19 protein-coding genes and 1 pseudogene are annotated in these 23,584 nt (G+C 38.1%); all 20 read left to right on the forward strand.

Features of this window, described 5'->3' with window-relative positions:
* The 20 genes and pseudogenes from HOY35_RS04640 to HOY35_RS04735 all read left to right on the forward strand — a co-directional run bounded on the left by HOY35_RS04640 (position 1) and on the right by HOY35_RS04735 (position 23,495).
* Positions 1–1,098 carry a prephenate dehydrogenase gene (locus HOY35_RS04640; protein WP_172213042.1) on the forward strand — a complete coding sequence of 366 codons (1,098 nt, stop codon included), beginning with the start codon at positions 1–3 and terminating at the stop codon, positions 1,096–1,098.
* A gap of 144 nt (positions 1,099–1,242) precedes the next feature.
* A complete protein-coding gene (aroA, locus tag HOY35_RS04645; RefSeq protein ID WP_213173246.1) occupies positions 1,243–2,526 on the forward strand; it encodes a 3-phosphoshikimate 1-carboxyvinyltransferase in 1,284 nt (427 codons plus the stop codon).
* Positions 2,527–3,039: a shikimate kinase gene (locus tag HOY35_RS04650; RefSeq protein WP_172213038.1), complete on the forward strand. Its 513-nt coding sequence runs from the start codon at positions 2,527–2,529 to the stop codon at positions 3,037–3,039.
* Between the two features lie 12 nt (positions 3,040–3,051).
* A complete protein-coding gene (gene pheA, locus HOY35_RS04655; protein WP_172213036.1) occupies positions 3,052–3,888 on the forward strand; it encodes a prephenate dehydratase in 837 nt (278 codons plus the stop codon).
* Positions 3,889–4,063: 175 nt separating this feature from the next.
* Entirely contained in the window at positions 4,064–5,254 is a 1,191-nt protein-coding gene (locus HOY35_RS04660) for an LCP family protein (protein WP_172213034.1), read from the forward strand.
* Positions 5,255–5,676: 422 nt separating this feature from the next.
* Positions 5,677–7,035, forward strand: a complete 1,359-nt coding sequence (gene rlmD / locus HOY35_RS04665; RefSeq protein WP_349627491.1) for a 23S rRNA (uracil(1939)-C(5))-methyltransferase RlmD — start codon at positions 5,677–5,679, stop codon at positions 7,033–7,035.
* 528 nt (positions 7,036–7,563) lie between these two features.
* Entirely contained in the window at positions 7,564–9,597 is a 2,034-nt protein-coding gene (locus HOY35_RS04670) for an InlB B-repeat-containing protein (protein ID WP_172213029.1), read from the forward strand.
* Positions 9,598–9,783: 186 nt separating this feature from the next.
* Positions 9,784–10,533, forward strand: a complete 750-nt coding sequence (locus HOY35_RS04675) for a hypothetical protein (protein WP_172213027.1) — start codon at positions 9,784–9,786, stop codon at positions 10,531–10,533.
* 172 nt (positions 10,534–10,705) lie between these two features.
* Positions 10,706–10,924, forward strand: coding sequence for a helix-turn-helix transcriptional regulator (locus tag HOY35_RS04680; protein WP_077418231.1), 219 nt, complete (start codon positions 10,706–10,708; stop codon positions 10,922–10,924).
* Positions 10,924–12,792 carry a Dam family site-specific DNA-(adenine-N6)-methyltransferase gene (locus HOY35_RS04685; protein ID WP_172213026.1) on the forward strand — a complete coding sequence of 623 codons (1,869 nt, stop codon included), beginning with the start codon at positions 10,924–10,926 and terminating at the stop codon, positions 12,790–12,792. The genes HOY35_RS04680 and HOY35_RS04685 overlap by 1 nt, the downstream gene beginning before the upstream one ends.
* A gap of 5 nt (positions 12,793–12,797) precedes the next feature.
* Complete coding sequence (locus HOY35_RS04690) at positions 12,798–13,793, forward strand: hypothetical protein (protein WP_172213024.1); 996 nt, start codon at positions 12,798–12,800, stop codon at positions 13,791–13,793.
* A gap of 10 nt (positions 13,794–13,803) precedes the next feature.
* Positions 13,804–14,817 (forward strand): AAA family ATPase, encoded by a 1,014-nt coding sequence (locus HOY35_RS04695; protein WP_172213022.1) that lies wholly within the window; start codon positions 13,804–13,806, stop codon positions 14,815–14,817.
* A 12-nt stretch (positions 14,818–14,829) separates the two neighbouring features.
* Positions 14,830–16,224, forward strand: coding sequence for a hypothetical protein (locus HOY35_RS04700; protein ID WP_172213020.1), 1,395 nt, complete (start codon positions 14,830–14,832; stop codon positions 16,222–16,224).
* 19 nt (positions 16,225–16,243) lie between these two features.
* Positions 16,244–18,133, forward strand: coding sequence for a hypothetical protein (locus tag HOY35_RS04705; protein WP_172213018.1), 1,890 nt, complete (start codon positions 16,244–16,246; stop codon positions 18,131–18,133).
* A 419-nt stretch (positions 18,134–18,552) separates the two neighbouring features.
* Positions 18,553–19,170 (forward strand): sigma-70 family RNA polymerase sigma factor, encoded by a 618-nt coding sequence (locus HOY35_RS04710; protein WP_172213088.1) that lies wholly within the window; start codon positions 18,553–18,555, stop codon positions 19,168–19,170.
* A gap of 98 nt (positions 19,171–19,268) precedes the next feature.
* Complete coding sequence (locus tag HOY35_RS04715; RefSeq protein ID WP_113837330.1) at positions 19,269–19,469, forward strand: hypothetical protein; 201 nt, start codon at positions 19,269–19,271, stop codon at positions 19,467–19,469.
* An 88-nt stretch (positions 19,470–19,557) separates the two neighbouring features.
* On the forward strand, positions 19,558–19,803 hold the full coding sequence (locus HOY35_RS04720; RefSeq protein ID WP_249641534.1) for an rRNA biogenesis protein rrp5: 246 nt from the start codon (positions 19,558–19,560) through the stop codon (positions 19,801–19,803).
* A complete protein-coding gene (locus HOY35_RS04725) occupies positions 19,803–20,945 on the forward strand; it encodes a DUF2800 domain-containing protein (protein WP_172213016.1) in 1,143 nt (380 codons plus the stop codon). Before HOY35_RS04720 ends, HOY35_RS04725 begins: the two co-directional genes overlap by 1 nt.
* Before the next feature lies 1 nt (position 20,946).
* Positions 20,947–21,495 (forward strand): DUF2815 family protein, encoded by a 549-nt coding sequence (locus tag HOY35_RS04730; protein WP_172213014.1) that lies wholly within the window; start codon positions 20,947–20,949, stop codon positions 21,493–21,495.
* 62 nt (positions 21,496–21,557) lie between these two features.
* Positions 21,558–23,495: pseudogene (locus tag HOY35_RS04735) on the forward strand (DNA polymerase).
* Positions 23,496–23,584 lie beyond the last annotated feature (89 nt).

The following is a 23,584-nucleotide window of genomic DNA, read 5'->3' on the forward strand; positions in this document are numbered from 1 at the left end:
ATGAAAAAAAGAATTGTAATTGTTGGTGTTGGTCTGATTGGCGGGACAATCGCCAGAGGCTTTAAGCAAAATAACGATGTTCTGGTTATTGGCATTGGGCGAAGAATCGAAAATTTGCAAATTGCTAAAAGCTTAAACATTATTGATGCATTTTCAACTGACTTTTCAAGCGAAGCAACCAAGGCGGATTATATTATCTTTGCAACACCTGTCAAGCAGTCGCTAAAATACATGGCTGAGCTCGCTACCTTACCAACGAAAGCTGGACTCGTGGTAAGTGATGCTGGAAGTACAAAGCAGGAAATTGTAATGGCAGCCAATCAGCTTTTTGCCAATCGGGATATCTATTTTATCGGTGGACATCCGATGGCAGGTAGTCATAAAACAGGTGCCATTGCCTCAAGAATTGATTTGTTTGAAAATGCATTTTACATTCTAACGCCTACTGAAAATGTGCCAGACGAGGTTGTGGAGACCTTTAAAGAAAGGTTATCAGGCTTAAAGGCACGTTTCATTCAATTAGATGCCAAGCAGCATGATGAAATTACAGCGATGGTTTCACATTTGCCTCATATCCTGGCTGCAAGTCTCGTTTTGCAAACCAAAGACTTTAGTGAAGCATTTCCATTAGCTAAAAGCATGGCAGCTGGTGGCTTTAGGGATATGACACGTATTGCATCAAGCGATGCACGAATGTGGACAGATATTTTAATGAGTAATCAAAGCATTATTTTATCACGACTGGATGAATGGCAAGTAGAGATGACCAAAGTTAAGCAAATGATTCAACGAAGTGAATTTGATGAATTAATGGCTTTTTTCAATGAAGCGAAGGCATTTCGCAAAACTATGGATATTCATCAAACAGGTGCAATTCCAGCATTTTATGATTTATTTGTTGATGTGCCAGATGAACCGGGTGTAATTCATAATGTTTTAGGCTTATTTGTACCCGATGATTTATCAATCATTAATATTAAAATTATTGAAACTGAGGCGACAGGTGCACTTCAGCTTTCATTTAAGAATTACGAAGATTTATCCCGTGCTAAAGCGTTAATAGAGGCACAAACAGATTATGACTATTACGAAATGTAAATAATTTAGTAAATTTGATAGACCAATTAAAATCTAGCTTTGAGGACAAGGCGCTCTACTTTGCTAGGTCTTTCTTTATTTTGAAGGACTTAGCAGCTAGCTTGAGCTCATTTAACCAGTCCTTTCAGCTTTAGAGGAGTGACCATGGAATTAAAAATTAACAGCCAATCGCTAAAAGGAGTCATTGAGGTACCTGGAGATAAGTCTATCTCTCATCGGAGCATCATGTTTGGTGCAATTAGTCATGGCAAGACGACGATTCAGAATTTTTTAAGAGCGGAGGATTGCATGAGTACACTTCATGCATTTGAAGCATTAGGTGTTAAAATTCACGATGACGGGCAAATAATTACTGTTGAAGGTGAGGGGTTTGAAAGCTTAACGGCGGCTAAGGGACCAATTGATATTGGGAATTCTGGAACCTCGATTCGCTTGATTTCAGGTATTTTAGCAGGTGCTAATTTTACCACTACCTTATTTGGTGATGATACAATTGCTAAACGACCAATGAATCGTGTTTTAGTACCATTACGAGAGATGGGTGTTGAGGCAGCTGGTGTTGGCGATAAGGAAACCCCACCCATTGAGGTAACAGGTACAGATGCGCTTAAGCCAATTACTTATCAAATGCCCTTAGCCTCTGCTCAGGTTAAATCAGCAATTATTTTTGCTGGTCTACAGGCTACTGGTGAAACAGTGATTATTGAAAAGGAAAAAACGCGTGACCACACCGAGGATATGATTCGACAATTTGGTGGCGAAATTGAGACAGCTGGTAAAGTGATTAGAGTTATTGGTCCTCAGCATTTAACGGGTCAGGAAGTAATTGTACCAGGCGATATTTCGTCAGCAGCATTCTTTATGGTAGCTGGCTTAGTCGTACCAAATAGTAAGATTGTGATTAATAATGTTGGTTTAAATCCTACAAGAACTGGTATTATTGATGTGATTGAGGCAATGGGCGGTCAGATTACAATTGAAGCAACACATCATGGTGCCAATTTAGCAGGAAGAGTGACTGTTGAAACAAGCTCACTTCATGCTACTGAAATTGGTGGCGAAATCATTCCACGTTTGATTGATGAGCTACCAATTATTGCTTTATTAGCGACACAAGCAAGTGGGACGACAATTATACGTGATGCTGAGGAGCTAAAGGTAAAAGAAACGAATCGTATTGACGCCGTAGCTCGCGAGCTTACCAAGATGGGCGCTGATATCACACCAACCGATGATGGCATGATTATCAGAGGTGGACAGCTACTTCATGGTGCTAAGGTAACAACCTATGGCGACCATCGAATCGGCATGATGCTACAAATTGCTGCCTTGTTAGTAAAGGATGGCATTGTTGAGCTAGAGCGTCCAGAGGCGATTTCAACAAGCTACCCGAGCTTTTTTGATGATTTAGGAAAGTTGGAAAACTAGATGTCAGTCATTTTAATTGGATTTATGGGTGTTGGTAAATCAACAATTGCCAAAAAATTAAAACGCGAATTAAAATTACCAGCAGTTGATATGGATGATTTAATTGTTGAAAAAATAGGAATGCCGATTAGCGATTTTTTTGCAAACGAGGGCGAAGCAGCTTTTCGCGAATTGGAGACTGAATTACTAGAGGATATTTTAGATTCTGAACAAATTATCTCACCTGGTGGGGGTGTGATTATGCGAGCTCGAAATCAAGAGCTCTTAAAAGCACATCAAAAGGTTGTTTTTTTAGATGGTGATTTTGATGTGATTTATCGTAGAATTTCTGGAAAAAGAGCACATACACGACCACTTGTTCAGCAAAAAACGAAGGCTGAGCTGCGTGAGCTATTTGATTTTCGACGTGTCATTTATCAGGAATTAGCTGATTTGACGGTAATGACATCTGGTAAAACCTTAAAGACAATAACGGCTGAGATTACCACTTGGCTAGCGCAAGAAGCAAACTGAGGAGACTGTAAAATGAAAATCGGTTATTTAGGGCCAGTGGGTTCTTTTACCTATACAGCCAGTAAGAAGGCCTACCCAAATGAAACACTTGTGCCGATGCCTTCAATTTCCGACTGTATTCAGGCATATGAAGCAGGGACGGTTGATTTATCAATTATTCCAATTGAAAATAGTATTGAGGGTTCCGTCCATCAGTCAGTAGATTATTTATTTCATGTCAGTAATCTTAAGGCTTGTCACGAAATCGTCCTACCAATTGCCCAGCAAATGATGGTTGTTGACGAAAAGCAGCCTATTGACAAAATATTTTCACATCCGCAAGCCTTGGCGCAAACAGAACAATTTAGAAAAAAAATGTTTCCGAAAATACCTGTAGAAATGATGGCTTCAACGGCTTATGCTGCTCAATTTGTCTCTGAGCATCCTGACAAACATTTTGCGGCAATTGCACCTAGTATTTCGGCAGAAAAATATGGCTTGAAAATCATTCATCAGGACATTCAGGATATTGCATTAAATAATACTCGTTTCTGGGTGCTCGGAGCGGATCAACAGCCCTTACCGCTTGACAAAACTGGCTTAAAGGCCTCTTTAGCTATTGTTCTACCGAATAATTTAGCAGGTGCACTACACAAAGCATTATCAGTTTTCTCATGGCGAGGCATTGATTTGACAAAGATTGAATCTCGACCATTAAAAACTGTTTTAGGTGAATATTTCTTTTTAATTGATATGTTTGTTAGTCACGAGCAATTAATTATAAATGCGATTGAAGAGCTTGAACTAATTGGTATTGCAGTTAAATTTTTTGGGATTTTTGACGTTTATGAAATAAATAAAGAAATCTAAATATTTTTGCATTTAAATAGTTGTTCATGTTATCCTATTAGGGTTGATACTTTAACACTTTTTCTGCTGTGAAAGGGCACAGAATATTATTCAAAAACAATCTGAAAAAATGATTTTTTTGAAAATAGAAAATAATTTAAGCTAATTATTTTCAAAGATGGGAGTTTATAGTTAAATGAGTAGAGTTGATAAATATAAAAATTATCGTGATAATATTGAAAAACGAATCGATGATCGACAATCAATTAATCAGGATTCGGAATATGATACTTCAGATATGGGTAATCGTTATGAGGATAAAGAGTATTACCAAGAAAAAATTCCCAATTCACGACCAGCTAAAAAAATTAAGAAAAAGAAGCCTCGAAAAAAACGCAGATGGTGGAAGATTTTATTATTATTAGTTTTGATTTTAATCGGCATTTTTGTTTATTTATTTTTAAAGGGTAAAGATAAGGCTGAAAATGATATTGAATTTAAGAAAGCTGATGTGGAAACTTTCAATGGCACTAAATCAAGCAATGGTGCAACCAATATTTTAATTTTGGGAACTGATCAGCGCGATGGGCAAAGCAACGGTGAAACCCGAAGTGACACGATTATGGTGATGCAAATCAATGGTCCAGATAAGAAGGTTAAGCTAATCTCCTTCATGCGTGATACGCTTGTACATATTCCCGGTGTAGGAACTGAGGGCTATACTGATAGCAAAATTAACTCAGCCTATACAATTGGTGAGCAAAATGATAACCAAGGTGCTGAATTGTTACGTCAAACAATTGATGATAATTTCGGGATTGATATGCAGTATTACGCTTTAATTAATTTTTCTTCATTTGAAAAAGTAATTAATACACTATTTCCTGATGGTGTTAGTATTGATGCCAAATTTTCAACGATTGATGGACAAGCGGTTAATGAGGTCTCCGTCCCAGATGACTTAAACGCCAATGCCGATGGTTCGGTACCAGAGCAGACAATCAAGGTCGGCAAGCAAAAAATGGACGGTCGGACATTACTAAACTATGCTCGTTTCCGTAAAGATGATGAAGGCGATTATGGTCGTGTTCAACGTCAGCAGCAGGTCTTAACAGCAATTATCGATCAAGTCAAGAATCCTGCCACCTTATTTACTGGTTCAGAGGCGCTTGGTACAATTTATGGTTATACATCAACTAATATTGATACTTCGTTTATTTTATCCAATGGTCTGGGTATCTTAAATCAGGCTAGAAAAGGAATTGAACGAATGACTGTCCCTGAAAATGGTGATTGGACAGATGGTTACGATATGTATTATGGGCTTGGCTTGGAAATTGACTATGATAAGTATATCGCCAAAATTAATGACTTTTTAGATCAATAATTTAATCCCAAAATGCTTAGTGTCAAATCAGACTGATTTGTCTAAAAAGATTGAGATGGATATTTGATATCCATCTTCTAAACTGAACCCCTTAGGTTAGAGCCAAATCTAACTTAAGGGGTTTTTTAGTTTTAGCATAATGGCTTGTGCTTTAGGGCGTAGGCTATCGACGAATTGCCCGAGGTTTCTGAGAAAGCTTAGCTTATTTGCAAATATTGGTGAGTTTTCGTTCGGAATGCCCGATGTTTCCGAGAAAGATTGGACTATCTGTTAATATCAGTGCGATTTTTGACATAATTTCCGAGGTTTCTGAGAAAGCTTGGCATTGCTATTTTTAACTAAAATAGCCAAATTGATTGCTTTTAGGTTACAATAGAATAGCTGAGATAATTAAAGTTAGTTTGATACTGGAGTGTAGAATGATACCAAAAAAGAATGAAAAATTAGAATTAGAAATTATTGATTTAACGCATGAGGGCTTAGGTGTTGCTAAGGTTGAACGTTATCCTTTGTTTATTGAAAATGCCCTGCCAGGTGAAAAGGTTGAGGCGTTAGTTATGAAAGTTGGAAAAAAATATGGCTTTGCCAAGGTATTGAATTGGTTAGAGCGTTCCAGTGATCGTAATGAAGCGATTCAAGGTGAATTATTAAGAACGGGGATTGCTGACTTAGGACATCTTAAATATGAAAAACAATTGGCATTCAAGCGTAAGCAAATTCAAGATTTATTGAAGAAAAATAGTCATTTAACAGAGGTTAAGGTTGCTGAGGTAATTGGGATGCCGAATCCTATCGGTTATCGTAATAAGGCTCAAATTCCTGTGCGTAGGGTTAATGGGCAATTGGAAACCGGCTTTTATCGCAAGCATTCGCATGATTTGGTACCAATCGAAGATTTCTTAATTCAAGATCCAATCATTGATCAAATTGTGTTAAAATGCCGTGATTTATTTCGTAAATACGGCTTAAATGCTTATGATGAGGCTGAAAAAACTGGACTAATTAAAAATGTCATTGTGCGTCGCGGTTTTTATTCACATGAAGTGATGGTTGTTATTGTGACAACCAAGCCAAAGATTTTCAGAATTGAGCAATTGATTGAGGAATTAGTTGTAGCGTTTCCTGAAATTAAAAGTATTTTGCAAAATATTCATCCGGATAATAGTAATAATATTTTGAGTGATAATTTTAAGCTCCTATTTGGTCAAGAATATATTACTGATAAACTGTTAGGTAATCAGTATTATATCAGTGCTCCTTCCTTCTATCAGATTAATACTGAAATGGCTGAGGTACTTTATCAAGAAGCCTTTAAATTAGCTGATTTATCAAAAGATGATATTGTCATTGATGCTTATTGTGGAATTGGGACAATCGGCTTAAGTATCGCCAAACAAGTCCACAGCGTTTTTGGAGTAGAGGCAGTTGCTGAAGCAATTGATGATGCAAAAATTAATGCCAAATTAAACGGTATTGAAAATGTCAGCTATCGTGTCGGGCGTGCTGAAAAAATTATGTCGGAGTGGACAAGTGAAGGTGTGAAGCCATCAGTCATTATTGTTGATCCACCACGTAAAGGCTTGGCAGAAGAGTTTATTCAATCGGCTTGTGAAGCTAAACCTGATAAAATTGTTTATATTTCATGTAACCCGGCAACCTTTACCAGAGATATCGCACGATTTACTGAAAAAGGCTTTTATTTACAGGAAGTAACACCAGTTGATTTGTTTCCACAGACACATCATGTTGAGACAGTGGCATTGATGACGAGGAAAAAGTAGGAAAAGCCATATATCAAGGGATTTGTGTAATTGAGAGATTTCAGATTTTGGTCTGGAGTCTCTTTTTTTGTGTTTGGGGGAATATATCGAGGTGGAAGTTTTAGGGGAGGGTTGACACTACAAGATTACTTTTTGGTGGGTGTCACTACAAAAAAGATAACACAAACACATCAGAACCAGTACCTGTTGCGGGAGATATTTGCACCACCAGATTGATACAATGAGATTAAGGGCGTAAAGCCCGATATAACGGTATTTGTGGGACTAGCTTAGGCTGGGCTTTTTTGTTTTGGAGAGGATTTTATTCGGAATTAGCAGAAATCGCCTTTGAAAAATTACCCCCGGGGGTAGAAAATTTTACCCCCTACTCTGAGATTTTACCCCCCTTTTTTATTGAATTGGTGAGGGAACAACTTTTAACAATGAATGAATAATTTGTGAAAACAGATGAAAATGTATGGCGTTTTTGAGAATATAATCTCTACTATTTTATTTTAGTGCCGTATTGGCATATGAAAAGGAGGATATATGCAATTATCAAAAAGCAGACTACTTGGGGTAGTACTAGTAACATTTATTTTATTTACATCATTTTTTGCACTGGGGGAGATTAAAGCATTTGCAGCAGCTGTAGGTGACACGTTCACAGTTCAAGGAGATTCTCAGGAATTGGTGTATGAAATCACATCTGCTGATACAGTTGACGTTATCAAGTCGAATAAACCTGATTTATCAGGTGTATTTACGCTTGGTGCAACAGTTGAAAATGAAGGGGTAACATATAAAATTACTAAAATAGGTTACGGCGCTTTTAAAGCAACGCATCTAACTAAAATTGACTTATCAAAAGCATCAAATTTAACTCGGATTGGAGAGTATTCTTTTGGAACTGTAACTGGAGCGACGGAAGCGATGGGATATGATACCGTAATTCTTCCTGAAGGTGTAACGTATATCGCAAATGGAGCTTTTAGTGGTAATGCCGTTGGATCCTCATTGACTACAATAAATATTCCAAGTACGGTAGAAACAGTTGGAGCCTATGCATTTGCATTAAACCCAAGCCTAAAGACTTTAGACTTCAGAAATTGTGACAATCTCAAAATTATGGGTCCTTGTATTTTTTGGGAAACGCCACTTGATACTCTATATTTGCCCGCAAATTTAGAGGCGATAGAGTGTGGAAGCTCAAACAATACATGGTTTACTAGCTTTCCGGAGGGAAAAACACCTGCGGAATCTTACCATACTAATATTTATTCAACTTTACAGTATAGCGATTCCTACTCTTTACCTCTGTGGGCAAAGAATATGATATTGAATGCAAATATAAATGTTACTATTCATAGCTTACCGAGTTTGATGTTTTTGGAGAGACCAACTCAGCCAAATATTTCTTTTGCTCGTCCATTGGGCAAGTTTTCGTGGCAACAACAGTCATTGAGAATATACAACAAACAGTATAAACATGAGTATATCATGTCTGGGAATATTTGGTATGAAACTAATTATTCTATCTATTTAGATGATGTAAAAGTCAAAGATACTCAAGAGAATACTTGGGGAGGCAGTGCAGCTCCAATTGTTACTTTTGAAAACTTAGATGAGGGGATACATACAGTTAAGATAGTCAACGCAGTTGGTATGAAGGTAGTAGAAACTTTTAAAGTTGATTTCTCATCAATAGAATTTGACAGTGATGGTGGGAGTGCTGTTGGTTCAATTGTGTTCAAGCCTTTAACGTATGATGAATATAAAGATGGATGTTCAAATAAACTCGATAAATCACAAAAGCCAACTGATCCAACAAAGAAAGGTTATACTTTCAAGGGATGGTACAAAGATAGTGATGCAAATGAATATGATTTTGAGGCTTATCGCCTTTCTGATGGTGATATAACCCTCAAAGCAAAATGGGACGCAAATACATATAAAGTTACATTTGTAGACTGGGAAAATAAAGAAATTGCATCTTCGACTGTTGAATATGAAAAATCTGCAACTGCACCGGCACCACCAGCAAGGGATGGATACACATTTAAAGGATGGGATAAAGATTTTTCAAAAGTTACTGAAGATATGACGATAACAGCTTTATATGAGAAAAATAAATCTGAGTCAGGTAATGTTGAACCAAGTGACCCATCAAACAACCAACCTAGTAATCCCGGAAATGTAGAACCGAGTAACCCAATAAATGACAAACCAAACAATCCCAGTAATAAACCAAGCGGTTCAGAGAACAATAGTGTTAATGATGGAAACAAACCTTCGGTCGTAGAGTCGAGTGATGGAAACAGAAATTCTAGTGAAGCTGGTAAATCAAAAGTTAGCGTTGCTAAAGATAAGAGTACATCCTCAACTACAACTAGTAAATCAAATGTTGGCAGCACTAAGGTAAAGAAAACGTTTGTTACCACAACTGAAAATAATTCACCAACGGAAAGTACAACAGCAGCAAAAACAGGAGATGCTACACTATTAGTCCCATTGGCTGTTGTATGTTTATTATCATTAGGCATGATGGTTGCTGTGATGATTAAGAAGAAACGTGTTAAATAAAAGTATTTCGATTTACTACGTTGCCGGAAAAAAATGAATACCTATTGCTAAATGCTCTGAGCTCATCCTCGGAGCATTTTTTAGGTTTGAACAATTCTTAAAGAAGAAAGTAAGGTTACTAAAATGGATAATAGGATCCGTGATATAATTATGAGCAAATTAAGTAGAGTAATGAGGTGCTGGTTAATGGGGCATGGTGATAAAGAAACTGTGGTGTTTTCAAAAGTAAAAGATGCTTTTTTTAAGTCTTTAGAACAGAGGGAACTCTCTGATGATTTGGTTGAAATTTCAAAAATACTTGAAACGGCAAAGCCAAATGATAACTCAAGTGACTTTCCAGATTTTATATTTGATATTGGCTTTATAGAGCACTTTCAGGTTACATCCTCTAAAGAAACTAGAAAAGGTGCTGAGCACATAAAAGATAAAAACATTCATGATGGAAAACTTGCCGGAATTGAGAAAAAGATTGCGCAAGATGAGATAAAACAGGTGGTAAGGCAGGAATTCAGATATCCGAAGCATTCCTATGATTATTTCCTAAATTCCTTTAAGAAGAATTGGGATAGTCATATTGAGAGCTTATCAAAGTATGTGCAAGACTATGAAACTGGCATTTTCTTCATCCAATATTCTGACTTTGCCCTTGAGATGATGGAGTATTTTGATGATAGTAGTAATCAATCAAAAACAAGGCCAAGTGGTATTCCGAGACATTATGAAGATTACCGATTGAGCAAAGACAAAAATCTTCTTTCATTCATCAAAAAGGATAACGATAAACTCAAATATGTGATTTTCTTAAATCGTTCGCAAGTTGAAATCATTATCTTGAGTGAAGTTGATGAGCTACTTAGCGCCGCAAATTGGGATGTAGCAATTGCTGCTAGACCAGTATCAATTGAAGTTGATAGATATATTCCTATTAGTTTCTAGCTGTAATACCAAATCATAATGAACTGCCGTTGATTTTTTCTGGTCAAGGCAGTTTTTGTTTTGCACTAAATAAAAAACAATCAGCAAAACTGTTCTTTAGTGCCTGAAGTCGTGATATAATAGTTCTATATTTATAGAATAAAATTCCTTAAAAATGGAATGGAGGAACTCAATGAGTTTTAGCTATGAACGTCTTTGGGAACAGGCTTTAAAAAAGAAAATAAATAAAACCGCATTACGAGATATGGCTGGAATAACTAATTCTACGCTCTCTAGACTATCTAAAGATGAGACGGTCTCTATGGAGGCATTGGCAAGAATATGTGAAGCACTCCACTGCGGGTTAGAAGATATTGTTGAATATAAACTTGAAAAGAATGGGAATGACTGATGAGGTATTTAGGAAACAAAACTAATTTATTGAATTTCATACAACAGGTTATAAAAAAACATGATATACAAGGTCAGACATTTGCAGACTTATTTGCGGGAACAGGTTCTGTCGGCGACTACTTCAAAGGTGAATACACCGTTCTCTCAAATGATTATATGTATTTTTCAAAGGTCATTAGTGAAGCAAAATTGTTGAATTCAGAGAAGCCGAAGTTTGATAGTTTTGTAAAGAGGTATGGGAAAACACCTTTTCAATGGTTGAACGAACGAGAATATACACCGAATGATGGATATTTTGTTTATAACAACTATACTCCACGTGCTGAAAGAATGTATTTGACTGAAGAAAACGCACTTAAAATTGATGGAATGCGACTTGATATCGAGGAGTTGTTTCAGGAAGGAGTTATTTCAAAAGCAGAGTATTCTTATCTGTTGGCTTCTCTGTTAGAGAGTGTAACAAAGGTTTCAAATACTTCTGGGACTTATCAGGCTTTCTTCAAGTTTTGGGAATCACGTGCATTAAAAAAATTCACCATAATGCCACTTGAGATGAAGGACTCACTATCGGTATCTAAGGACAATAGATGTTTTAATAAAAATACAAATAAATTGGTTAGGGAAATTTCCGGAGACATTGCTTATATTGATCCACCTTATACAATTACCCAATATACTAATTCGTATCACGTTCTTGAGACAATCTCACGTTATGATAATCCTGAATTGTTTGGGAAAACTGGCAGAAGAGTTAAGCGGGAGTTTTCGGGGTATTCAAATAAGTCAACGGCATATTATGAATTTGAAGACTTGTTCCGCCAGATTAACTTTACTCATGTGCTTGTTAGCTATAGCAATCAATCAATAGTTCCACTTGATGAATTAGTTGACCTAGCCAGAAGATTTGCAGTTGATGGTATTGTTGAAGTTGAGACGAATGAATACAGGGAGTACTCAACAAATAACTCCAGTATGAAAGGTGAGGGAAAGAAACTTCAAGAAGTAATCATCTATTTCAAGAAGAACTTGGAAACCAATAAATCACCATTAAACTATGCCGGGAGTAAAGACGATGTGATTCCTAGAATATTTAAACTATTACCGAAACATGTGACAACTTTTGTTGATGCAATGGGAGGAGCGTTTAATGTGGGTGCGAATGCTACTGCATTGAACAAAGTAGTGTATAACGAATACCATCCATTTGTCTTTGAAATGATGCAGATGATTGTTAACACTCCGGCAGATGAGTTGATTAGAAATGTTGAGCAGATCGTAAGTCGATATTCATTGGAGAAGAAAGGGAAAGAAGCGTTTAATCGCTTGCGTGATCATTATAATAATGAGGAACAAACACCAATTAACCTATACACTTTGAATATTTATTCTTTCCAAAATATACTGCGATTCAATCAAGCAAAGAAATACAATACACCTATTGGTAATAATGAATTTAATGAAGGATATAAAGATAGAATAACTCGTTTTGTTACACGAGCTCCAGAAGTGGAGATGCGTTTGGGTAGCTATTCAGCGATTAATTTTAACGAGTATGATGATGATACCGTGTTTTATTTTGACCCACCATATTTGGTCACAACAGCTGGTTATAACGATGGTAAGCGTGGTTTTGATGGATGGGATGCCGAACAGGAAGCAAGTCTCTTAAAATATCTCACCGAATTGGATTCAGCAGGCAAAAAATTTATGTTATCAAATGTACTTGAGCATAAAGGGAAAACTAATCACTTGTTAATGGAGTGGATCCAATACCACGGCTTTAATGTAAATACAATTGGTGAAACAGGGATTAAATACCCAAGACGGGAAATTCTAGTAACAAACTATAATACTTTTGAAAGGTGAAAAGGATGAGAAAGTTACTCTTGCAAGATGGTAGTTATCAAACAAAATTTAATAAAATCGATGTGACACCTCCGACTGGAGTTTCCAAATTGGAATATATTGAGACAAAACTCCTACAGGAGATAAATAATAAAAACCCAAGATTAAACATTTCGGCTATTGAATACCTGGATATAAACAATGAATTTACAGGGTTTATTGGAGGGACTTATTCGGCACTAATCATTGATGAGGAAAATATTCCATCATTACCAACTAGTATAATAGATGATTCTAGATACTTCACTGACGCAATTGGAAATGTTATACGACAAAGAATTATGGCATATGTTTTTACTAGCCCTGCGACCAAAGATGAGGGACGAAATATAACAGTTGCTCAGGACATTTTTCCTAGGTTATTGGACTATATTGACCAATATATCAACTCACCAAGTTACACGTATGCGAATCACCCATTTTATTATATTAGCTTAATGACTCCGAGTGGGGAACTTCAAGCATCTCTTCTATCAAATTATGCGAGGTTAAACCAACTAGACTTTGAGTACATTGAGCTTTTTCCGACAGGTGTAAATTTCTCGAAAATGCCAAGAGATGTAGAAGGTGTAATTGATTTTATCGCAAATTTACCTAGAAGCCGTAAAACAATTTCGGATGTACAAGTGACGGATGAATACGAATTCGATGTTATAAATAAAAAACTAACCATTCTATCTGGAACGCTTCTAGTAAACCTGACTCATAATAACTTTGGTAGAAAAGTTGAACGCACGAGGAGAGGTAATGCAGGCTTCAAAGGGAGCGAAGAAAAGTTCTATTGGTTAGATGTTTTATCTATGTTTGAATTAGCATTACGTAATAATTATGAGATTGATTACAGTCAGTTGTGGGATTGGTATAACCAAAATCAGAGAGTTAATTCATTTGGAAATGGTGATAAATTTCCAAGATTCGAATCTCTTTTGAAATATTTTGATAAGAAAACTTTGAAAGGTTAGGGTAGAAGAAATGCATAATCAAGAAATTTATTATGGAGCACCAGGGACTGGAAAAAGCCGCAAAGTAAAAGATACTTTATTGGCGGGAGTTCCCCAAAGCAAGGTATTTAGAGTAACTATTCACCCTGAATTCACTTATTCAGATTTCATCGGTCAATTGTTACCAGAAGCAACTTCCAAGGGAGTTGAATTTAAGTTTCATAGAGGCCCGTTTACTGATGCATTGGTAGAAGCATATGCGGATACAAGCGCAGAAGTTTTTCTCGTCCTAGAAGAATTGTCACGAGGAAATGTCGCTGCAATTTTTGGTGATATTTTCCAACTGCTTGATAGGGATGACTATTTTGTAAGTGAATACCCTGTAAATAATAAAGCTATTGCTGTTGAATTGAGTCAAGCCACTGATGATATAAAGCTACCATCCAACTTAAACATTATTGGGACTGTTAATATGAATGACCAGAATGTTTTCCCAATGGATACTGCATTTAAACGTAGATTTGATTGGAAATATGTTTCAACACATCCTCAAGTAAAATTAGGAACGACAACTGTAGATACGAGATTAAATAATCCACTCATTCCTATCAATTATTCAGGTTCTGGTGGTAACTTTGAGGTCAATTGGTTAAGTTTTTACTCTGCCCTAAACAAATTTATTACTGATAAAATCGATGGACTCGGGAAAAAGGAAGATAAGCAGTTAGGTCAGTTCTTTATCAAGTTTAGTAAGGATGATATTTTGAATTCTAATTCAGATACCATAGGAAACCCGAGCTTTACTTCTAAGGACAAAACAACTGCACAAAATTCAATCATTGAAACGCTTAGAAATAAGTTACTCCTTTATTTGTGGCAAGATGTGCAGGGAGTGAGTGGTTTCGCTTCATCTTCAAGTTTGTTTGCTGATAATATCACTAGTTTTGATACCTTATATGAAGACTTTGGGAATAAACAGGTGTTTAGTGATGATTTTTTGGACAAGTTCCTAAGTGGTACAAATAGGACAATATATAATTATTGATGAGGTGCCAGTATGATAGTTGATTATGCAATCGAAGGGGCACCAATCGACAAGAGCAAATATCAAGAGTTGGGTTTCACTTTCGGTGATTTAGATGTACGGAAAAGGGAAAAGAAATCAAAAAGTGGAAAAAATGATGGGTTTGAAATTGTTTGTGATTTTACTGGTTTTTTGATCAATAACGAAAATGATGTTTTAACAGTATTTCCCAAACATTTCCCAGCTAAAAAAGAGAATATTGAAAACGATTCTCATTTGTTATTTAACGTTTTGATGAAGGCTCAAAATAAGAAACCTGTATCAATGATAGGCCAGAATACTACCAATAATTTTCAGAGCGATTATCCATTTGATCCTTTTTTTAGAGTATATGATTACTTCTCCGAATTTGGTCTTTTGTTTGAAGACAGGAAGGTAATAAAACCAAATCAAGGTGGAAGAATAAAGTGGAAAGAAACGATTTCTAAAGGAGAATTCTATCTTGAGAGCGGGAAAACAGTTTTGTTTCCGTTCTATTATGAAAAGAAGTATAACTTTTCCACCTTCTTGACAGAGGCGATGGTTTTCGCAATTGATTATACTCTGATGAAATTTAAGTATTTTATTGACCTTTCAGATACTGGGAGAGAATTTCCAGATTTTGATTTTCTGGGGTCTAAGGATTATGTGGTTGAGGTGCTTCAGTCATACAAAGAGACGGAGTTCAAAGATTCTAAGATTGAGTTATTAGATGCCTTAATTGCTTTCTTTTCTCAGATTAAAGCAGGAGGAAATTATTATCTAAAACATTATTCCTTTAAAAGTGTATGGGAGAATATGGTTGAGGAATTTTTGAATGGCAATTTTGAAAGCTTTACTAGAGGAGAGCTCAAATTAAAATCAAATGTTCATAAGGCTCGGTTTAAAAAGCCAACATTTTATCCAAACTCTTTAAATGATAGTCACTATTTTCAACCAGACTATTATTTTGTAGATGAGTTGAGAAATCAAATTATTTTTGATGCAAAGTATTATTCAAAAATCCATGGAATGAACTATAAGCAGATTTGTTACAACATGTTCTTGGAAGGCTATATAGGGAAAGAGTATCCTGACAATACAAAATCTAGTGCAGTATTTCCAAAATCTATATTATCTGGGATGGGAGGATATCCGACTAGCGATATAATTTATTATGGATATATCGAGCGAGAACGAAGTTCAAAGAGCATTGCTCCCAAATATAATAATGTTTTTTCAGCACTAATCTTACCGTCTGAAGAAAGAAAAAGAAGACAGCACTTTCAACTCTCAAGTATTTATGCTGAAGGGGATCCGAATCTGTTTATTTCAGAAGAGTATTTCAATATAAAAGAAGTAATGCAGTATTATGTGAATAATCGATTTGTTATTACAAATGATAAATAAAGGTTAGGGGAAGAGAGTCATGGCACAACAACGTTCATTTCAAAAATATGTAAGCAAGCATCACGAGAATGATTTGTTTGATGCCGTGGCGTCTTTTATCCCAGATAATTTGGATGAAATCCACTTATGGTCTTACAACATTGATGTTGATAACCTAGATGAAGAAAACGTCTCGTTTGACGATATGAAGGTTGAACAAGTATTTGTTAATGAGGAAACGCTCACTAATGATATTGAGTTTGACGTTCTAGTATCTGGAGCAATTTACTTTAGCGAATGTGACCGTCATAATGATTACGAGGATAGCTGCAACGCTTGGTTTCGAGTTAATTGTCGTGCAACGATTGATGGAGAATTGAAAAACTTCAAAGTTCACGATGTTGAGACCTACGATAAAAAGAAAAATAGATTTCATCGGAGATTGTCTGATGCCTTGGTTCCCATTATATCTTCAGAAGATGTTGAATTTGAAGCTGAGCAATTTTTGACAATGTATTTCCCCGAAGCCATGGAAATTCCTCAGCGTGTTGATCCACTTTTGATAGCTGAAAAAATGGGACTTACGGTGGAGTACCATGAAATTTCAGAAGATGGGAACATTTTTGGTCAAATTTATTTTCATGATGCTCTTCTTGATGGGAAAGAAATCAAGGCAAAAACTATCCTGATTGATCCTCGTGTCATCGAAAGCCGTGGGATTGGTGGACTTAATAACACAATAATGCACGAGTGTGTCCATTGGCATAAACATAGGCTTGCATTTGAATTGGTTAGGCTTTTCCAGCCTGAGCTTTCGAATATTACCACGACTAGAGAAGAGTTCGATGGGCTCATTGAGAAAAATATGACGCCAACAGATTGGATGGAGATTCAAGCTAGTAAGATTACGCCTAAAATCTTGATGCCTAAAAAGATGTTTAAACAAGAAGTTGAAACGTTTATGCGTCCTGATGGCGGAAGTGGAATAGTGGACCAGCTCCTCATAATCGAGGGAACTATTTCAGAGCTTGCTAGTTTTTTCAGCGTATCAAAATTATCTGCAAAAATTCGGATGGTTGAGTTAGGTTATGAGATTGCAATTGGTGCGTCAAATTTCGTTGATGGCCATCCTGTACCCCCACACTCTTGGAAGCAGGGAGCTATATCTGCTAACCAGACTTATTCCATTGGTTTTGTTGATGCAACTATAGAGACATTAAAGAACCCAAGATTACATGAACAGGTACTAGCAGGTGATTATTGCTATGTTGAATCGCACATGGTAATCAACTCGCCTGATTACGTTGAGCAGGATATGTGGGGGAATTTAAGTCTAACTGACTATGCTCGGCATCATATGGATGAGTGCTGTTTAGTATTTTCAATATCGGTTAAATCGCATTCTCAAGAAAAACGTTACGTTCTTGAATGTGTTTTAAACCGTGATGATATGTCGGTTTTAAGTTTTGAGATGGACTTTTCCGTAGATGACAACACTTCAGTCCAAGAAAAAGCGGATAAGATGTCAGAGAACAGAAGAAAGGCTACGGGCTTGAAAAAGGTTCTTCAGGAAATTGCTGGTATGGACTTTCGGGACGCATTCGTTTGGTTGATGAGTAACCCTGACACCTTAACTATCCCGGAACTAGAACAATCTTCAGGAATTTCTGGTGAAACGATAAAGAGAATGAGGAATAAGCTTGATTATCAGCCTTCCCTCGAGACTTTGGTACTTACATGCATTGGGATGCAACTAAATCCAAAAATTAGTTATGAGTTGATTGAGAAAGCAGGCTTAAGATTTGTGAAAACAAATGACTTGCACTTAATATATGAACAATTACTTTGTACTTGCTTTAGGCGACCAGTATATGAGTGTAAAGAACTATTGGCACTGGCAAATCCAAAATCAACGTCAACAAGTAAGTAGTTTTTTGAAATTATTTCTAAAGTATGGGGTCACCTGATGACCCCTAGCTAAACAGTATAAGGGAAGCCCTTATTGAGAGATTTTGTCTCTTGATAAGGGCTTTTTTGCGTTGTTTTGAACCGAAATGAGGTCATCTGGTGTTCTGGGAAGTGAGCACCAAACTAGCTAAAATTAAAGACGTACTAGGAAATCTAGTGCAACAAAAAATTATTCAAGCCTGATTTGCAATAAGGGCAAGGAATAGAAATAGCACAATACCAAAGGTTACCACCTTTGAAATTGGTCATTTCTATACCTTTCTTTATTGCGCCTTTGTGTCAGGTTTTGTGCGCTCTAGGACTGGTATAGCAAAAGCCACCGGTCCTATTTTTTTCACCTTGCCCTAACTGCGAGTCAGCAGGAAGGACTAGGTGAATTTAATGAAATTCAAGAAGACCCACAAAAATGACCGTCAAACGTACAAGTATCGTTTCTCTCGTATGGGCGAGGATGGTCGCTACATTGACGAAGTAGTTGAACTGAAAGCAGGAGTGGATGGAGTAACCGAGATGGATATCCTGAACCTCCATCGCCGCGATGACCTCGACAACTACTATTATTACAAGTCAATTCGTCCAGAGCGCACACCAGAAGAAAAGGCAAAAGTTGAGGCTTGGAAGGAAGCCTTCGTTGTCGACTTTGAAAATGAGCATGGTTACACGCCAGACCCTGATTATTTTCAAGGGGAAGCAGATGATTATTTTCCTCGGAACTACGTGCTGTCCTTGGATCAGACTGATGATGACTTCAATCCTGAAAAGAACCCTTTGCAGTATTTGTTATGTAAGGCATCAGAACAAGCAGTCCAAGTAGACCCGCGGGTAGATCGTTTGCTTGAGTTGATGTTGAATTTGAAACCGGAGCAACAACAGCTCATCCAGCAAGTCTTCTATGAAGGAAAGACCCAAGTCGAGATTGCCGAGGAGTTAGGTGTGACAAAACAAGCGATTCAAAACCGTCTGAACAAGATTTATGCACGCCTGAGAAAACTTTTTTAAGAAAAATTTCGGGAAGGGGTTTACTTTTCCCGATTTTCTTTGCCTGTAACTTGTAAGGGGGACAACCACTTACAAATCAAATTGAGGAGGAAACTCAAATGAAATTGAAACATCGTGTATGCATCAACGTCACGGATGATGCAGGAAACAAGGAGACCGTGCTCCAAGGCGGCATTCGTAACTTACCGCGGAAGATTGCGGAGTGGCTGTTTGGTGAGAATATGGAAATTCTCGTCTTAACACCGGGACAATCTATCGAGTCGGTCGAGATTCATGAAGTGAAGAAGGAGGCAAAGTAACATGAGTCGAATGAAATTATTGCTTCAGGTCACAGATGATATGCAAGCACTAGCTGACAGTTTGCGAGAACTGGTGGAGGCGATGCAGTTGGGTGAACCTGAGCAAGGAATGGTACAAGAATCGGAGCAAGTATCTGTGGCAGACCCAGACCCAAAGACAGTGGAAGTGAAACAGCCAACACTTGAAGAAGTACGTGGCTTGTTGGCTCGGAAGTCTCAAGAAGGTAAGTCATCAGATGTCAAAGCATTGATTGAGAAGTTTGGGGCGAGCCGCTTGAGTGAGATTCAGCCAGAAAGCTACCTTGCTTTGATGGCGGAAGCGGAGGGATTGTGATGCCAACTCAACACGCAACTTTATCAGCCTCTTCTAGTAACAGATGGATTCACTGTCCACCAAGCGTAAGGCTGTCAGAAGGTTTTGAAAACAAGTCTAGCCCTTATGCCCAACAAGGAACGGATGCCCATACGCTCTGTGAGTACAAGTTGCATCAATTCCTCGGTGATGAGGGTGAAGATCCAAGACCAACACTTGAGTTCTATGATGAAGAAATGGAAAAAGCAAGTTCGGATTATGCAACTTTCGTCATGGAAGAGGTAGCGAAGGCACGAAAAACGACTGCTGATCCAATTGTTATTGTGGAGCAAAAGCTAGACTTTTCAAAGTTTGTGCCTGACGGCTTTGGAACTGGTGACTGTTTGGTCATCGCTGATGGAACATTGTCAGTTATTGACATGAAGTACGGCTTGGGAATATTAGTAGATGCGTATCAGAACCCACAGATGATGTGTTATGCACTTGGAACACTGGAGCTGTTTGACGGTATTTACGATATCCAAGAAGTAAAGATGACCATCTTCCAGCCGAGACGTGAGAACGTAAGTACCTACACTCTATCAAAAGAAGAACTGTATCAGTGGGCAGAAGAAGTCCTAATGCCAGCTGCCAATCTTGCCTTTAAGGGTGAGGGTGAATTTCACTGTGGAAAATGGTGTGGCTTCTGCCCAGCTAAGAACAGCTGTCGTGTTCGAGCAAAACAGAATCTTGAATTAGCCAAGTACGAGTTCAAGAAACCGGACTTGCTCGAAGACGATGAAATCGAGGTCATTCTTGAAAAAGTAGATGACTTGGTTTCATGGAGTAACGACATTAAGGAATACGCCTTAAAACTGGCTCTTGGTGGCAAACAATGGACGAACCACAAGTTGGTCGAAGGTCGCTCTACACGTAAGTATTCCAATGACAATGATGTAGCTGCTGCCGTCATCAAAGCAGGGTATGACCCTTATGATAAGAAACTACTTGGTGTCACCGCTATGACGAAAGTACTCGGGAAAGCCAAGTTTAATGAGATTCTGGGGGACTACATCATTAAGCCACCTGGCAAGCTGACACTCGTAACTAACACTGACAAACGTCAGGCAGTCACAATCAACAACGTAGACGAAGAATTTAACCAATTAACGGAGGAAAACTAATATGGCAAACATTAACAAAACTAAGGTAATCACAGGTACTAACACTCGTCTTTCTTATTTCCACGGCTGGGAGCCGGTTTCAATCAACGGTGGTGCTGAGAAGTATTCAACAGCAGTCTTGATTCCAAAATCTGATAAGAAAACGATTGATGCAATTGAAAAGGCAATTGATGCAGCTATCGAAGAGGGCATTGCTAAATTCGGTGGAAAGAAACCCAACAAGACAGCTATCAAGCTACCTCTTCGTGATGGGGACATTGAACGTGATGATGAAGCATATAAAGGTCACTACTTCATTAATGCTAACTCAACTACACCACCTCAAATCGTGGACCAACGTGTGCAATCAATTCTTGAACGTTCACAAGTTTACAGTGGTTGTTATGCCCGTGTATCCATCAACTTCTACGCTTTCAACTCAAATGGGAATAAAGGAGTAGCTGCTGGTCTCGGGAATATCCAATTTGTTCGTGATGGAGAGCCACTTGGAGGACAAGTATCTGCTTCCGATGAATTTGAAACTCTAGCAGATGATGACTTTTTAGCATAAGACGTAACTAAGGGCGATGGGAGCTATCTCCTGTCGCTCATTTTAGATTGGAGTGATTGAATTTGAAACATTTATCCTTGGATCTCGAGACGTATTCAAGTGTCAATATCTCGAAATGTGGAGTCTATAAATATTCGGAAAGTCCAGATTTTGAGATTATGCTCTTTGCTTATAGCGTGGATGGAAATCCTGTAGAGCTTGTTGACTTTACCAATGGGGAACGATTACCCCAAGAAGTCATTGAGGCACTATCCGATGAAACCGTGATTAAACACGCATTCAATGCGAACTTTGAGCGTGTGTGTTTATCACGTTTTCTAGGAATAGACGGTTTTCTGAATCCACGAGGATGGCATTGCACGATGATTTGGGCAGCCACTCTTGGATTACCTTTGTCACTTGCAGGTGTTGGTGCAGCCCTTGGGCTAGATAAGCAAAAGTTATCGGAAGGTAAGGACTTAATTCGGTATTTCTGTGTGCCTTGTAACCCTACAAAAGCAAACGGTGGTCGAGTTCGTAACCTTCCAAACCACGCTCCAGATAAGTGGTCTGCTTTTAAGGATTACAACATTCGTGATGTTGATGTTGAGATGGCAATACAGCGAAAGTTATCCAAATTTCCAGTACCTCAAGAAACGTGGGAGGAATATTGGATGGATCAAGAAATCAATGACAGGGGTATTAAAATTGACATGACCTTGGCGGATGCAGCAGTTCATATGGATGAATTATCGAAGAATGAAATAAACAAAAAGCTACAGGAATTAACTGGGCTTGAAAATCCAAATAGTGTTCTTCAAATGCGTTGTTGGTTAAGTAAACATGGTATTGAAGTTGAATCGCTTGGAAAGACAGCAGTAGCCGAACTACTCGGTTTAACCAATGATGAGTCTCTGAAAGAGGTTCTCTTACTTCGTCAGCAACTTGCGAAGTCATAAGTGAGGAAGTATCAGGCGATGCAAAACTTTGCATGTTCGGATAATCGTGCAAGAGGGCTCTTTCAGTTCTATGGAGCTAACCGCACAGGTCGATTTGCAGGTCGCGGCATTCAGCTTCAGAACCTCCCTCAGAACCATATGGAGGATTTAGAAGAAGCGCGTGGTCTTGTACGACAAGGTGACTATGATTCTCTGTCACTTCTATATGACAGTGTCCCTAACGTTCTGTCTGAATTGATTCGGACTGCTTTTGTGCCAAGAGAAGGGATGAAGTTTATCGTATCTGACTTCTCAGCTATTGAAGCTCGAGTGATTGCTTGGCTTGCAGGAGAGAAGTGGCGGCAAGAAGTGTTCAAGAGCGGTGGTGATATTTATTGTGCATCAGCAAGTCAGATGTTTGGTGTGCCAGTCGAAAAGCATGGCGTGAATGGGCACCTCCGTCAAAAAGGAAAAATCTCAGAATTGGCTCTCGGCTACGGTGGTTCTATCGGTGCGCTTAAGGCAATGGGAGCACTTAACATGGGGCTCACGGAAAATGAGCTTCACCCCCTTGTGACTTCATGGCGTGATTCTAATCCAGCCATTACGAAACTATGGTGGGACGTGGACAGAGCAGTGAAGGATTGTGTCAAGCAACGTGGTAAGACAGAAACACACGGCATCAGGTTTGAATACAAATCAGGCTTTCTTTTTATTCATCTACTATCTGGAAGAAAGCTTGCCTACGTGAAACCACAAATTGGCGAGAACCGATTTGGTGGAGAGTCTGTCACATATGAGGGAGTAGGAGCAACCAAGAAGTGGGAACGGTTGGAAAGTTATGGTCCAAAGTTTGTCGAAAACATTGTGCAAGCAATGGCGCGTGACATTCTTTGTTTTGCGATGGATAACCTACGTCAATTTGACATCGTTGGCTCAGTTCATGATGAGGTGATTATCGAAGTTGAACCTCATACAACTGTAGAGGAGATTAACGGAATCATGGGTCAAGCACCATCATGGGCTGACGGTCTGCTACTTAATGCGGATGGTTATGAGTGCATGTTTTATAAGAAGGATTAGTTGAACTTGTGGAGTCTGAGATGGCTTCACAATTTTTTTTTGAAATTTTTTTATCTCCGGGGGTTTACTTTGGCCGTTTTTCTTTGCCT

This window comes from Enterococcus sp. MMGLQ5-1 (assembly GCF_013155265.1).
Lineage (GTDB): Bacteria > Bacillota > Bacilli > Lactobacillales > Streptococcaceae > MMGLQ5-1.

Coding starts and splice junctions, on each gene's coding strand:
- HOY35_RS04640 (WP_172213042.1), top strand. CDS start 1: ATGAAAAAAAGAATTGTAATTGTTGGTGTTGGTCTGATTGGCGGGACA.
- aroA (WP_213173246.1), top strand. CDS start 1,243: ATGGAATTAAAAATTAACAGCCAATCGCTAAAAGGAGTCATTGAGGTA.
- HOY35_RS04650 (WP_172213038.1), top strand. CDS start 2,527: ATGTCAGTCATTTTAATTGGATTTATGGGTGTTGGTAAATCAACAATT.
- pheA (WP_172213036.1), top strand. CDS start 3,052: ATGAAAATCGGTTATTTAGGGCCAGTGGGTTCTTTTACCTATACAGCC.
- HOY35_RS04660 (WP_172213034.1), top strand. CDS start 4,064: ATGAGTAGAGTTGATAAATATAAAAATTATCGTGATAATATTGAAAAA.
- HOY35_RS04670 (WP_172213029.1), top strand. CDS start 7,564: ATGCAATTATCAAAAAGCAGACTACTTGGGGTAGTACTAGTAACATTT.
- HOY35_RS04675 (WP_172213027.1), top strand. CDS start 9,784: ATGGGGCATGGTGATAAAGAAACTGTGGTGTTTTCAAAAGTAAAAGAT.
- HOY35_RS04680 (WP_077418231.1), top strand. CDS start 10,706: ATGAGTTTTAGCTATGAACGTCTTTGGGAACAGGCTTTAAAAAAGAAA.
- HOY35_RS04685 (WP_172213026.1), top strand. CDS start 10,924: ATGAGGTATTTAGGAAACAAAACTAATTTATTGAATTTCATACAACAG.
- HOY35_RS04690 (WP_172213024.1), top strand. CDS start 12,798: ATGAGAAAGTTACTCTTGCAAGATGGTAGTTATCAAACAAAATTTAAT.
- HOY35_RS04695 (WP_172213022.1), top strand. CDS start 13,804: ATGCATAATCAAGAAATTTATTATGGAGCACCAGGGACTGGAAAAAGC.
- HOY35_RS04700 (WP_172213020.1), top strand. CDS start 14,830: ATGATAGTTGATTATGCAATCGAAGGGGCACCAATCGACAAGAGCAAA.
- HOY35_RS04705 (WP_172213018.1), top strand. CDS start 16,244: ATGGCACAACAACGTTCATTTCAAAAATATGTAAGCAAGCATCACGAG.
- HOY35_RS04710 (WP_172213088.1), top strand. CDS start 18,553: ATGAAATTCAAGAAGACCCACAAAAATGACCGTCAAACGTACAAGTAT.
- HOY35_RS04715 (WP_113837330.1), top strand. CDS start 19,269: ATGAAATTGAAACATCGTGTATGCATCAACGTCACGGATGATGCAGGA.
- HOY35_RS04725 (WP_172213016.1), top strand. CDS start 19,803: ATGCCAACTCAACACGCAACTTTATCAGCCTCTTCTAGTAACAGATGG.
- HOY35_RS04730 (WP_172213014.1), top strand. CDS start 20,947: ATGGCAAACATTAACAAAACTAAGGTAATCACAGGTACTAACACTCGT.